At 43.7% G+C, this 12,974-nt stretch carries 13 protein-coding genes; 11 read left to right on the plus strand and 2 right to left on the minus strand.

Annotated elements, in window-relative coordinates; genetic code table 11:
• The 3 genes from gcvP to VF500_RS18920 all read left to right on the plus strand — a co-directional run.
• Positions 1 to 1,934, plus strand: a 1,934-nt coding sequence (gene gcvP, locus VF500_RS18910) for an aminomethyl-transferring glycine dehydrogenase (RefSeq protein WP_330861177.1), incomplete at its 5' end; no start/stop codon positions are given.
• 58 nt (positions 1,935 to 1,992) lie between these two features.
• Positions 1,993 to 2,367 carry an antibiotic biosynthesis monooxygenase gene (locus VF500_RS18915; protein WP_330861178.1) on the plus strand — a complete coding sequence of 125 codons (375 nt, stop codon included), beginning with the start codon at positions 1,993 to 1,995 and terminating at the stop codon, positions 2,365 to 2,367.
• Between the two features lie 202 nt (positions 2,368 to 2,569).
• Positions 2,570 to 2,989, plus strand: coding sequence for a response regulator (locus VF500_RS18920; RefSeq protein ID WP_330861179.1), 420 nt, complete (start codon positions 2,570 to 2,572; stop codon positions 2,987 to 2,989).
• Here the strand turns inward: VF500_RS18920 and VF500_RS18925 are convergent.
• Positions 2,986 to 3,756, minus strand: coding sequence for an MBL fold metallo-hydrolase (locus VF500_RS18925; protein WP_330861180.1), 771 nt, complete (start codon positions 3,754 to 3,756; stop codon positions 2,986 to 2,988). The two genes, VF500_RS18920 and VF500_RS18925, sit on opposite strands and share 4 nt — an antisense overlap.
• Positions 3,757 to 3,838: 82 nt before the next feature.
• On the opposite strand from VF500_RS18925, the gene recJ reads away from it, so the two are divergent.
• From recJ to VF500_RS18945, 4 genes are all read left to right on the plus strand, one after another.
• On the plus strand, positions 3,839 to 5,542 hold the full coding sequence (recJ, locus tag VF500_RS18930; protein WP_330861181.1) for a single-stranded-DNA-specific exonuclease RecJ: 1,704 nt from the start codon (positions 3,839 to 3,841) through the stop codon (positions 5,540 to 5,542).
• A gap of 155 nt (positions 5,543 to 5,697) precedes the next feature.
• Positions 5,698 to 6,438, plus strand: a complete 741-nt coding sequence (gene lptB, locus VF500_RS18935; protein WP_121233687.1) for an LPS export ABC transporter ATP-binding protein — start codon at positions 5,698 to 5,700, stop codon at positions 6,436 to 6,438.
• A gap of 7 nt (positions 6,439 to 6,445) precedes the next feature.
• A complete protein-coding gene (locus VF500_RS18940) occupies positions 6,446 to 7,966 on the plus strand; it encodes a GH3 auxin-responsive promoter family protein (RefSeq protein ID WP_330861182.1) in 1,521 nt (506 codons plus the stop codon).
• Positions 7,967 to 8,127: 161 nt separating this feature from the next.
• Positions 8,128 to 8,655, plus strand: coding sequence for an REP-associated tyrosine transposase (locus VF500_RS18945; RefSeq protein WP_330861183.1), 528 nt, complete (start codon positions 8,128 to 8,130; stop codon positions 8,653 to 8,655).
• A gap of 166 nt (positions 8,656 to 8,821) precedes the next feature.
• Here VF500_RS18945 and folP read toward each other — a convergent pair whose 3' ends face one another.
• Entirely contained in the window at positions 8,822 to 9,676 is an 855-nt protein-coding gene (gene folP / locus VF500_RS18950) for a dihydropteroate synthase (RefSeq protein WP_330861188.1), read from the minus strand.
• 168 nt (positions 9,677 to 9,844) lie between these two features.
• Between folP and VF500_RS18955 the strand changes: the two genes are divergently transcribed.
• The 4 genes from VF500_RS18955 to VF500_RS18970 form a co-directional block, all read left to right on the plus strand.
• Positions 9,845 to 10,336, plus strand: a complete 492-nt coding sequence (locus VF500_RS18955; protein WP_330861184.1) for a DUF1599 domain-containing protein — start codon at positions 9,845 to 9,847, stop codon at positions 10,334 to 10,336.
• Between the two features lie 66 nt (positions 10,337 to 10,402).
• On the plus strand, positions 10,403 to 11,566 hold the full coding sequence (locus VF500_RS18960) for a BT_3928 family protein (RefSeq protein ID WP_330861185.1): 1,164 nt from the start codon (positions 10,403 to 10,405) through the stop codon (positions 11,564 to 11,566).
• 5 nt (positions 11,567 to 11,571) lie between these two features.
• The gene (locus VF500_RS18965) at positions 11,572 to 12,630 is read left to right on the plus strand and encodes an ABC transporter permease (RefSeq protein ID WP_330861186.1); all 1,059 of its coding nucleotides are present in this window, start codon (positions 11,572 to 11,574) and stop codon (positions 12,628 to 12,630) included.
• A gap of 10 nt (positions 12,631 to 12,640) precedes the next feature.
• The coding region (locus VF500_RS18970; protein WP_330861187.1) for a shikimate kinase at positions 12,641 to 12,974 on the plus strand (334 nt) is incomplete at its 3' end.

Consider the following 12,974-nt stretch of genomic DNA (forward strand, 5'->3'; position numbering starts at 1 on the left):
AGCACATCCGTCGCGATAAAGCAACTTCAAATATCTGTACCGCTCAGGCATTATTAGCTATCATGGCTGGTATGTATGCCGTATATCATGGTCCGGATGGTATTAAAGCGATTGCTGAAAGGATTCACGGTTTAGCTGTATTAACAGCCAAAACTTTAGGTCAGCTTGGTTACGAACAATTGAACGAATCATATTTCGATACCGTTAAGTTTGATGTAGCTCATTTAGCAGGCCCTATTCATTCTGAAGCATTAAATAACGAAATGAACCTGAACTATGAAGGTTCGGTGGTTACGATAGCTATTGATGAAACAACTTCGGTTGAGGATATCAAAACTATTGTAAGGTTCTTTGCCAAAGTAAAAGGTAAAACATTTAACGATGTTGATTTCGATGGCATCAACGCAAATCCTGAAACGGTTATTCCAACAGAGCTTCAGCGTACTTCGGCTTATTTAACGCATAGTCTGTTCAATACCCACAGGTCTGAACATGAGATGCTGCGTTATATTAAATCATTAGAGGCAAAAGATCTTTCTTTATGTCATTCAATGATAGCTTTAGGTTCATGTACTATGAAACTAAACGCTACTACCGAAATGGTACCGGTTACCTGGGCCGAGTTCAGCAAAATTCACCCCTTTGCCCCAACCGACCAGGTTGGTGGTTACATGCAGTTGTTTGATGAGATCAATAACTGGCTGAGCGAGATCACCGGTTTTGCAGCTATGAGCTTGCAGCCAAACGCTGGTGCCCAGGGCGAGTACGCCGGTTTGATGGTTATCCGCGCTTATCATTTGGATAGGGGCGATACCCACCGTAACATTGCTTTGATCCCTTCGTCTGCTCACGGTACCAACCCTGCTTCTGCAGCAATGGCTGGTATGAAGATCGTAGTGGTTAAGTGCGATGACAATGGTAACATCGATGTTGCCGATATGCGCGCTAAAGCCGAGCAATATAAAAATGAGCTTTCATGTTTGATGGTCACTTATCCATCTACCCACGGGGTATTTGAAGAAAGCATCATCGAAATTTGCGAGATCATTCATGAAAATGGCGGCCAGGTTTATATGGACGGTGCTAACATGAACGCCCAGGTTGGTTTAACAAGCCCGGCCAATATCGGTGCCGACGTTTGTCACCTTAACCTGCATAAAACATTCTGTATCCCTCACGGTGGTGGCGGCCCTGGTATGGGCCCTATCGGTGTTGCAAAACATCTGGTGCCTTATCTGCCAGGCCATGCTGTAGTTGATATCGAGAGGGGGAAATCTATCCATGCTGTTTCGGCAGCGCCATGGGGTTCGGCTTCAATCCTGATCATATCACATGCTTACATAGCCATGATGGGTGCCGAAGGTTTGACTAACGCTACCCGTTACGCTATCCTGAACGCCAACTATATTAAAACAAGGCTAAAAGAACATTACCCGGTGTTATACACAGGTGCTAATGGGCGTTGTGCGCATGAAATGATCCTGGATTGCCGCTCATTCAAATCGGCAGGTATTGAGGTAACTGATATAGCCAAGCGTTTGATGGACTACGGTTTCCACGCACCAACTGTATCTTTCCCGGTAGCTGGTACCGTGATGATTGAACCAACAGAATCAGAACCAAAACACGAGCTTGACCGTTTTTGCGATGCCATGATCTCTATCCGTCATGAAATTGCTGATGTGGTTGATGGTTTATCTGACAAAAATAACAATCCGTTAAAAAATGCGCCTCATACTGTAGCTGTTATTACAGGCAACGAGTGGGAGCATCCATATACCCGTCAAAAAGCGGCATTCCCGCTGCCTTACGTAGCTGCCAATAAATTCTGGCCATCGGTAGGCAGGGTTAATGACACTTATGGCGATAGAACGCTGATCTGCTCATGCCCTCCGTTAGAAGAGTACGAGTTTGAAGAAAGTGTAATAGAATAATCTTCAGCAAACCCCCGCCATTTAGCGGGGGTTTTTGTTTTATGTAAATTATTAAGATATGAGTTCAGATAATTCCGGTAGTAATTCAAAAGGCTCTCCCTTTAGGGGAGATTTAGATGGGCTTATTGCTCAAACCCCACAACCTCCTTATTATGCTGTAATATTTACCTCTGTGCGCACCCCGGGTGATGAAGGCTACAGCGACATGGCTGTTGAAATGGAAGAACTGGCGCGGAAGCAGGAGGGTTTCCTTGGTGTTGAGTCGGCCCGTAACGAAGCAGGAATAACGGTATCTTACTGGCAATCAGTAGAGGCTATCAAAAAGTGGAAAGCAAATGCCAGGCACCTGTTTGCCCAACAACAGGGGCGCGATAAATGGTACCAGAATTATAAGGTGCGTATTTGCCTGGTTGAACATGATTATTCTTTTTAAATAATAGTATCAACGGTTAGTTTTTACCTTCAATTTCCTGTATGCTCATCTTTATTTAATTTCCCCGATTAAAATAAAAATGCCCGTTTTGTGGTTATTTAAAGGTATTTGTATGATGTATTGTTTTTACAATTTACAACTATAAGGAATATAACTTTTTAAATCGAGGCCTCGTATAAAGAGATGCGCTTAAATGATAGATATGAACATTAATAATAAAGCCATTAGTGTATTACTGGTTGATGATGACGAAATAAATAACTTCATCTCCATAAAACTGATAAAGAAAGCTTTACTGAACACCGAAATTATGGCCTGCCTGAACGGAAAATATGCTATTGAGCAGCTTTCAGATATTCAGCGGAAAGACCCTAATAAACTGCCCGATTATATTTTACTTGATATTAATATGCCCATTATGAATGGCTGGGAATTTTTGGATGAGTATAAGCGCCTCAACCTTGATCCCCTGGGCAAAAGCAAGATCTATATTATTTCATCATCAGTTTTCAGCAACGACATCAACAAAGCACGTTCATACCCGCTGGTAAAGGATTTTATCTCCAAACCGCTTAATGTTGAAAAGATAAAAGAACTTTTTGAAGTAGCTACCCAAAGTTAAACCGGCTTAACCTTAAAATGGTCGCCTTCCGTTTCAACAGTTCCGATGGTAAATGATTTAGCATGGTAAAAGAGGCATTTCCACCCTTCGGCGGCGGCCTTTTTACCATATTCTTCGCGCAACATCATGGCCTTGCGCCCGTCCATATCATATTTGGCTATGAACTTTCTTAACAGCTGCTCGGGCTCAGGAAGTTCATCGCCGCCAAAAAATACTTTTTCGCCTTCTATATCAAACCAAAATACCTGGTGTGCAGGGCAATGACCGCCCGAGTGCTCATACCTGATACCTGGTTTAAACTCGCCGTTGCCTTCAATAAAAGTGATCTTAGCGCTTGCCTGTAATGCCTCAAATATTTCAACATGGTATGACGAGCCTTTTCCGCTGATACCAAATTCCCATTCCTGTTTATTGATCACATGCTCGGCCTGCGGAAAGCTGGGTACTAATTTACCATTACGCTCAACCACCAAACCGCCGGAGTGGTCATAATGCAGATGCGACATCATTACCAACGTAACATCATCAGGATCAAAGCCTGCGTTGCGGATGTTTTGATGCAGCATCAGTTCGTCGCGGGTATCTTTAAAGCCAAGGCCGGTATCCAATACTATCAAATCGGTTTTTGTTTTGATAAGGAAGGGGTTAACGTGGATAAACAACGAAGCCGGACGATCTTTCGGGTTGTCAGTTTCGGGGTTGAACGGGATAAATTTCTTGGTTGCATCAACCGAATAAGAGCCCTCGCCTAAAGCAAAAAATTCCATAGTAAACGTAGTATCAGATTTTGAAGTAACTTTGGCTCTTTAACAGAGCATAAGTATATTTACTGTTTCAAGCTGCAAAGATATGAATAAACGTTGGGCGCTAAAGGATAATACAAACCATGATGATGTAATAAAATTAGCCGCCGAACTCAATATTGATACCGTTTTAAGCGCTATGCTTGTGCAGCGCGGTATCACCACCTTTGAAGATGCCCGCTACTTTTTCAGGCCCGATCACCGGCACCTGCATGATCCATTCCTGATGAAGGATATGGAAAAGGCTATCCTCCGCATAGAGCAAGCCATGGCAGCAGGCGAAAAGATCATGATCTACGGAGATTATGATGTGGATGGCACTACAGCTGTGGCGCTGACCTATAGTTTTTTCAAAAAACTTTATAACAATATTGAGTATTACATCCCCGACCGCTATAAAGAAGGGTACGGGATATCAACACAAGGGATTGACTACGCCGCTGAGCAAGGTATTACCCTGATCATAGCGCTTGACTGCGGCATAAAATCAATTGATAAAATTGACTATGCGAATGAAAAAGGCGTCGATTTTATTATTTGCGATCACCACCTGCCCGGAGCATCAATCCCGGCAGCGGTAGCTGTACTTGACCCCAAACGCGAAGATTGCGAATATCCATATAAAGAACTATCAGGTTGCGGTATTGGCTTTAAGCTGATCCAGGCCTATGCCGAAAAAAACAATATCCCGGTTGAGGAAGTGAACTGCTATCTTGATCTGGTAGTGATCAGTATTGCCTGCGATATTGTGCACATCAACGGCGAGAACCGGGTATTGGCGCACTTCGGTCTGCAAAAAATAAATACCGATCCTTGTATTGGGGTTAAAGCTTTAATGGAGATTGCTGGTCGTAATGGGACTTATACCATATCGGATGTAGTGTTTTTGCTTGGTCCGAGGATCAACGCTGCCGGCAGAATAGATGATGCCAAACATGCGGTTGAATTGCTGATAGCTACAGATAAAGATGCAGCTAAAGAAAAAAGCGCAATGATCAACGTGCGCAATACCGAGCGAAAAGGGCATGACCTAAGCATTACGGACGAAGCGCTTGGCATGATCGATAATGACGAGGTATTGATTGCCCGTAAGTCAACCGTGGTGTTCAATGAAGACTGGCATAAAGGGGTAATTGGCATTGTGGCATCGCGCCTGACTGAAAAGTATTATCGTCCTACAATAGTGCTCACCCGTTCAAACGGGCATGTGGCCGGTTCGGCACGTTCTGTTTTGGGGTATGACCTGTATGAGGCCCTTTGCGGCTGTAAAGATCTGCTGATCCAGTTTGGAGGCCATAAGTATGCCGCAGGGCTTACCATGGCCCCGGAAAACCTGGAAGCTTTTATTGAAAGGTTTGAAGAGGTGGTAAGTTCCACCATAAAACCGGAACAATTGATACAACAAATACAAATTGACGCCGAATTACGTTTAAGCCAGATAGAAGCGAAATTTTTCAGGATATTGAATCAGTTTGCTCCTTTTGGCCCTGAAAATATGGCTCCTGTTTTCATAAGCAAAAATGTGTATGTTAGTGGTAGTGCCGGTTTGGTAGGCGGCTCGCACATCAAAATGAGCGTAATGCAGGAAGATTCGGCAGTATTTGATTGCATAGCCTTTAACCATGGTCAATACCTGGAACAATTAAAACAGGGCATGCCGTTTGAAATGTGCTACTCGATAGAAGAAAACGTTTGGCGCGAAAGAAGGACAATACAGTTGAATGTGAAGGGGATCCGATTCGGTGATTAGAGGTTAGTGATTGGAGATTAGTCTGGTTCATTGTTGATAGATCATGGTTCATAGCCGGCAGGTACTAATCAACGAAATCATCGAAATCAAAAAAATCAACGGTTAAATATCAGGGTAAAATCCATGAATCCCATAAATCATGGTTCAGACATATAATGATACTAAGAGCAGATAATTTAGTTAAAAAATACAAGCAGCGTACCGTTGTAAACGATGTATCGTTTGACGTTGCGCAGGGTGAAATTGTTGGTTTGCTTGGGCCTAACGGAGCGGGTAAAACCACATCGTTTTATATGATAGTTGGTTTGATAAAACCAAACGAAGGCACTATCCACCTGGATGATGAAAATATAACCCAGGACCCCATGTATCGCCGTGCCCAAAAGGGGATAGGCTACCTGGCACAGGAAGCATCCGTGTTTAGAAAACTTTCGGTTGAGGATAATATCAAGGCGGTGCTTGAAATGGGCGATATGCCTAAAGACAAGCAAAAAGATAAGTTGGAAGAACTGATAGACGAGTTTAGCTTGCACAAGGTTCGCAGAAACCGTGGTGACCTGCTATCGGGCGGTGAACGCCGTCGTACAGAGATTGCCCGAGCACTTGCTGCTGAGCCAAACTTTATCCTGTTGGATGAGCCTTTTGCAGGTGTTGACCCGATTGCGGTTGAAGAGATCCAGGCGATGGTGGCGAAGCTACGTACCCGCAATATCGGCATCTTAATAACCGACCACAACGTGCAGGAAACGCTGTCGATCACTGATCGTGCTTACCTGCTTTTTGAAGGTAAAATATTAGAATCAGGCGTGCCCGAGGTATTGGCCGAGAATGAAATGGTGAGGAAAGTGTATCTTGGGGCAAACTTTGTGCTGAAAAGAAAGGTTTTTCCTCAATAATAGCCCTATGACCCTCTTTAACTCCGTATTTACCTGGTTCATGAAAAAGCGTATCCACCAGATAGAGCTTTTTATGAAGTATCCGAATGAAGTGCAGGAAGAATGGTTTGAGCAACTGGTTTCGGTTGCTGAAAACACGGAGTGGGGTAAAAAATACCAATATAAAAGTATCGAAAACCTGAGCCAGTTTAAGGAGCGGGTGCCGATTCAAAACTACGATACACTGAAGCCTTACATTGAGCGCATGCTTAAAGGCGAAAAGAATGTGTTGTGGCCATCAGAGATCCGCTGGTTTGCCAAATCATCGGGCACTACCAGCGATAGGAGCAAGTTTATACCGGTAAGTGAAGAAGCACTTGAGGAATGCCATTTTAAAGGTGGCAAAGACCTGCTTACCATCTATTTCAATAACCAGCCCAACCCCCGGATGTTTACGGGGAAGATCCTGACGCTTGGGGGCAGTCACCAGATCAGTCAGCTAAGCCAGGATACTTCATTTGGCGATCTTTCGGCAGTGATCATGAAAAACCTGCCCATGTGGGCGGAGTTTCACCGTACGCCGCACCTGGATATTGCCCTGCTCGAAAACTTTGAGGAAAAGATTGAGAAAATAGCGCATGCCACTAAGGATGTTAATGTGACCAGCATCAGCGGTGTACCCACCTGGAACCTGGTGTTGTTTAAGCGCATCCTGGAGATCACCGGAAAAAATAATCTGCTTGAGGTATGGCCTAATCTGGAAATGTATTTTCATGGTGCGGTGAATTTTACGCCTTACCGCGAGCAGTTTAAAAAACTGATCCCGAATGAGGAGATGTATTACCTCGAAAACTATAATGCATCTGAAGGCTTCTTCGGCATACAGGATACCAAAGAACCTGGCGATATGCTGTTGATGCTTGACTATGGTGTTTTTTACGAGTTTTTACCTCTTGAAAACCTGTATGACGAAAATCCTGAAACCCTCACGCTTGATGAGGTGGAGCTGAACAAAAACTACGCGCTCATCATATCAACTAATGCTGGCCTTTGGCGGTACATGATAGGGGATACTATTAAGTTCTCTTCGCTTTCTCCGTTCCGGATCCAGATCACCGGTCGCACAAAACACTTTATTAATGCCTTTGGCGAGGAAGTGATCATTGACAATGCCGAACGCGCATTGGAAGAGGCCTGTACACAAACCGGCGCTATCATCAGGGAATATACTGCGGCCCCCGTTTATTTTAACGGGGATGAATGTGGGGCCCACGAATGGATCATTGAGTTTGAAAAGAAACCTGCCGAGTTTGAACGTTTTGTTGACCTGCTTGATGAAACCCTGCGTCGCATTAACTCTGATTACGATGCCAAGCGTTTTAAAGATCTTGCGCTGCGTCGCCCGATAGTTCGTCGCGCACCGGATGGCACTTTCTTTAACTGGATGAGGGAAAAGGGAAAGCTGGGTGGGCAGCATAAAGTGCCACGTTTGGCTAATGACCGGGAATACGTTGATGCTATTTTGAAAATGATGGAGCTGGTGGGGTAGGCAGTCCAGAGGCCTGGGAATAGTTACCACTCGGCTGGAGCCGAGCGGTGGCAAAGAAAAGAAATAAAATAAATAAGAAAAGCAGACGCTCGGCTCCAGCCGAGTGTCGACTATCAAGCGGCCTCTGGCCGCCGAAACAAAACCGAAGCCTAAACTAATGAATGTCCGAATTTAGAAAAGCCAATACAGATCGTCCGTTTTTTGTAACCCTTACAATAGTTGGCTGGATAGATGTTTTTATAAGATCCGAATATTGTGAAGAGTTTTTAAATAACCTGGAGTTTTGCAGGAAAAATAAGGGCTTAAAGGTATATGCCTACTGTATAATGAGCAGCCATATCCATTTGATTGTTGAATCTGAAGAAGCAAAGCTACCACAAATTATAAGAGACCTGAAGAGTTATACAGCTAAACGGATCATCGCGATGATAACTGATAGTTACACTGAAAGTAGAAAGGAATGGCTGCTTTACATGTTTCGTTATTTTGCGAATGCCACGCAACAAAATAGCGAATACCAGTTTTGGCAAAAGACAACTAATCCAATCGAATTAATAACGGCAAAAGTATTTGATCAGAAGGTAGATTACATTCATGATAATCCTGTTGAAGCGATGATTGTTAATGATCCGACAGCTTATGTGTATAGTAGCGCTAATCCCGATTCGGTTTTTAAGGTTGATGGGTAACCTTTCGTTCGGACTACGGCGGCCGGGAGGCCGATAAATAGTCGACACTCGGCTGGAGCCGAGCGTCTGCGCCGGTTTTTTAATTAGAAGATTAAAATAAAAGACACGCCGGCGCTCGGCTCCAGCCGAGTGCCAAACTATCAAGCTGCCTCCCGGCCGCCGGATTTTAACTTTTACATGCCTCCCAAATCTTCACCGCCTCCACAGCCTCTCTCACATCATGCACCCTCAAAATATTAGCCCCTTTCATCAGCGCAATGGTATTCAAAACAGTAGTACCATTCAATGCTTCAGCAGCAGTATTACCCAGTAAACCATAGATCATCCTTTTACGGGAGATGCCGGTAAGTATGGGTAATCCGAACAGATCAAACTCATTCATCCGGCTAATTAACTCATAGCTATGCTCCGCTTTTTTTGCAAAACCGAAGCCTGGATCAAGGATCACATCATGTACACCGAGGCGTTTTAACTCGCTGTATTTTGATACAAAATAATCAAACACCTCGCTGAATACATCGTCATATTCGGCCAGTTGGTTCATGGTTTGCGGGCTGCCTTTCATGTGCATCAGTATATAAGGCACATTTAGCCGGGCAACTGTGGCAAACATATCTTCATCAAGCATACCACCCGAAATATCATTGATGATATGTGCCCCTTCCTTAATAGCAGCTTCAGCAACACTGGCACGGAAAGTATCTATCGACATAATGGCTTCCGGGAACTTCATTGCAATGGCTTCAACTATAGGTAACAACCTATCCATTTCTTCCTGTGCCGAAATATCAATTGCTCCGGGACGAGACGAGTAAGCACCGATATCAAGGAATGTTGCTCCATCGGTCAGCATTTTTTGTGCCTGTTGCAAAGCTTCATCAACACTGGGTTTGCGGCTATCTGCAAAAAACGAATCGGGAGTGATATTAATGATCCCCATCACTTTTGGCGATGAAAGATCAATAAGCCGGCCGCCGGCATTGAGTGTAACTTTTTTACTGAAAAATGTATCTTTAGCCACGGTTAGTTGCTTGTTGTAAAGTTTTAATGCGGTAAAGTTAATTAACTTTGCAGGCACGGGCTTCACAACCTTGCAACATTTAAACTTTACAACATTCAAACTCATTATCTTTTGACTAACACAGCAGCAGAATACGAAGGCGTAATTAACATATGTAAAGGTCTTTTCATGAAAAAGACCCGCGATTACGGCACCGCATGGCGTATCCTCCGCCCGCAATCCATCACCGACCAGATCTTTATCAAAGCCCAACGCATCCGTACTTTAGAGGAAAAAAAAGTATCAAAAGTAGGTGACGATATCACCGGCGAGTACATAGGCATTGTTAACTATTGTGTGATTGCCATGATGCAGCTGGAGTGCGGCCCCGAAATGTCGACCGAGCTCAATCCAGATCATGTTGGTCAGATGTTTGATGAAAAGGTAAACGAAACCAAGGAATTGATGTTTGCCAAAAATCATGACTATGGCGAGGCCTGGCGAGATATGAGGATCAGTTCATTGACCGACCTGATATTGATGAAACTGCTTCGTGTAAAACAGATAGAGGACAATCAGGGACTTACCGAGGCATCAGAAGGTGTTAAAGCCAACTACCAGGATATGCTGAACTATGCCGTGTTCGCATTGATTAAGCTTAATGTTCATCACGGTAAATAAAACTCTTTATTAAGTATAAAAATTAAGTCTATCTGCTGGTTGGCGGAGAAGATTTAGAAGGGGCTTATGAAAAATACATCATCAAACAATGCCGTTATATGGATCCCGCGATTATTGGTGGGACTGTTATTTATATTTTCAGGACTGATCAAGGCTAATGATCCGCTGGGTTTTTCTTATAAACTGGTAGAGTATTTTGAGGTATTTCATATCACGTTCCTGAACGGCCTAGCGCTTACCATGGCTATTGTTCTATGTGCGCTTGAAATGCTGTTGGGTTTTGCCTTGCTTATAGGTGCACGGGCCGTTAAAGTTGCCTGGGGATTATTGCTTTTGATCATCTTTTTTGGCTTCCTCACTTTCTATTCGGCATTTTTTAAGGTGGTGCAAACCTGTGGTTGTTTTGGAGACGCTATTCCGTTGACGCCATGGCAATCGTTTAGTAAGGATATGGTTTTGCTGGCTTTGGTGCTGATCTTGTTTGTTAAACGTAAACAAATCAATCCTTTGTTTAGTGCTAAGATTGGTGATAAATGGCTCATATTTGCAGCTGTTATTTCGGTTGGCTTTGGCGTTTATACCTATAACTTTTCGCCCATTATAGATTTTCTGCCGTATAAAATAGGCGCTAACCTGCCCGACGAAATGAAGATCCCACCGGGTGCTCCGCTTGATGAGTTTGAACTTACCTATCATCTCAAAAACAAAAAAACAGGTGCTACCAAGGTAATGAATGATAAGGAATACCTTAAAACCAATATCTGGAAGGATGCCAACTGGGAAGTTATCGGCGATCCGGAAAACCGCCTGGTTAAAAAAGGATACGAGCCTAAAATTCGCGACCTCGCTATCCAGGATGCACAGCGTAACGATTATACAAAAGAATTACTTTCGAGCCCTTTCTATAGCCTGTTTATAGTGGCCTATGATTTGAGTGAAACGGATAAGAATGCTATCAACCGCTTAAATGCGCTGGCTATAAACCTTACCGATAACTATAACATCCGCACTATATTGCTTACTTCAAATTCGGCTGCTGACGCTAAGGCGTTTGCTAAAGAACATAAGCTGATCAGCGAGATTTTTTATGTGGATGGCGTTCCGCTGAAATCAATGGTGCGTTCTAATCCGGGTGTGTTGTTGATCAAGAATGGTACGGTGATTAATAAATGGCATTATCATTCGGTGCCTAAATATGAGGATATCGTAAAAGAGTACTTGCAGAAATAATAAATATGATCCCCTACCTGCTCCGCAAATTGGTATACGGACTGGCAGTAATGCTGGGGGTAGTATTTGTTGTTTTTTTTCTGTTCAATATCCTGCCTGTCGATCCTGCCCGCATGACCCAGGGACAGCGTGCTGATGTACAATCATTACAGGCTGTGCGTAAAGAGTTTGGGCTGGATAAACCCGTACCTGTGCAGTTTGCCTATTACTTGAATGATCTGTCGCCTTTGGGCATCCACCTCAATACAGCTGAAGAACAACAGCGCTATGGCTATGTAAAGCTATTCCCGGTGAGTAAAAGCAAAGTGCTGGCACTGAAATGGCCTTATTTGAGACGCTCATACCAAACCCGTAAGGATGTTGCTTCATTGTTGATGGAGGTGATCCCTAATACATTGGTGCTTGCCGCGGCAGCCATGATCTTCGCTATTATTATCGGCGTATTTTTAGGCGTGGTGAGCGCGGTGAATAAAGATACCTGGATCGATAAGCTGGCATTGAGTTTCTCAACACTTGGCATTTCTGCACCATCGTTTTTTGCGGGTATTATCATTGCCTGGATTTTTGGTTTTGTTTTGAGTAACTATACGCATTTAAACATGTCGGGCAGTTTATATAGTTATGATCCCTTTAAGGGCGAAGTGATCACGCTTAAAAACCTGGTATTGCCTGTAATTACGTTAGGCTTGCGGCCGCTGGCTATCATTGTACAGCTTACCCGCAATGCCATGCTTGATGTTTTGGGCCAGGATTATATCCGTACTGCCAAAGCAAAGGGTTTGAGTAATCGCACAATTATATATCGACATGCACTTAAAAATGCCATGAACCCGGTAATTACCGCCATTGCCAACTGGTTTGCTTCGCTGCTGGCAGGCTCTTTTTTTGTGGAATACATTTTTGGTTATAACGGTTTAGGCAAAGCTACCGTTGATGCGCTGGAAATGTCGGATTTTCCGGTGGTGATGGGCTCAATATTGTTTATCGCGTTTATATTTGTGGTGATCAGTATCTTGGTTGATATTATTTACGTGTGGATAGACCCACGGGTAAAATTAAGTTGAAAGAATTTATATGAAATATTTTATTGTGGGTTTTATGGGTTGTGGCAAAACAACCTGGAGCCGCAAACTGGCCGCCAAATGGGGCTACGAATTTATTGATCTTGACCATGTGCTCGAAGCCAAAGCAGGCATGAGCATTGCTGAATATTTTTCTTCTTTTGGAGAGGATGCCTTTCGTAAGCTCGAATCGCAGGTGCTGAAGGAAACTGAATATCATGAAAATACCGTGGTGTCGACGGGTGGAGGATTGCCTTGCTTTTTTGACCATATGGATTGGATGAACGCCAATGGCAAAACCCTCTACATAAAACTATCGCCCAAAACCCTGGCCGACAGGTTAGAGA

Source organism: Mucilaginibacter sp., from assembly GCF_036383575.1.
GTDB lineage: Bacteria > Bacteroidota > Bacteroidia > Sphingobacteriales > Sphingobacteriaceae > Mucilaginibacter.

Bases quoted from the DNA above. Each gene is read 5' to 3' on its own strand.
- VF500_RS18960 (WP_330861185.1), top strand. From the start codon at position 10,403: ATGAAAAATACATCATCAAACAATGCCGTTATATGGATCCCGCGATTA.
- VF500_RS18920 (WP_330861179.1), top strand. From the start codon at position 2,570: ATGAACATTAATAATAAAGCCATTAGTGTATTACTGGTTGATGATGAC.
- recJ (WP_330861181.1), top strand. From the start codon at position 3,839: ATGAATAAACGTTGGGCGCTAAAGGATAATACAAACCATGATGATGTA.
- VF500_RS18945 (WP_330861183.1), top strand. From the start codon at position 8,128: ATGTCCGAATTTAGAAAAGCCAATACAGATCGTCCGTTTTTTGTAACC.
- VF500_RS18965 (WP_330861186.1), top strand. From the start codon at position 11,572: ATGATCCCCTACCTGCTCCGCAAATTGGTATACGGACTGGCAGTAATG.
- VF500_RS18940 (WP_330861182.1), top strand. From the start codon at position 6,446: ATGACCCTCTTTAACTCCGTATTTACCTGGTTCATGAAAAAGCGTATC.
- VF500_RS18925 (WP_330861180.1), bottom strand. From the start codon at position 3,756: ATGGAATTTTTTGCTTTAGGCGAGGGCTCTTATTCGGTTGATGCAACC.
- VF500_RS18915 (WP_330861178.1), top strand. From the start codon at position 1,993: ATGAGTTCAGATAATTCCGGTAGTAATTCAAAAGGCTCTCCCTTTAGG.
- lptB (WP_121233687.1), top strand. From the start codon at position 5,698: ATGATACTAAGAGCAGATAATTTAGTTAAAAAATACAAGCAGCGTACC.
- VF500_RS18955 (WP_330861184.1), top strand. From the start codon at position 9,845: ATGAAAAAGACCCGCGATTACGGCACCGCATGGCGTATCCTCCGCCCG.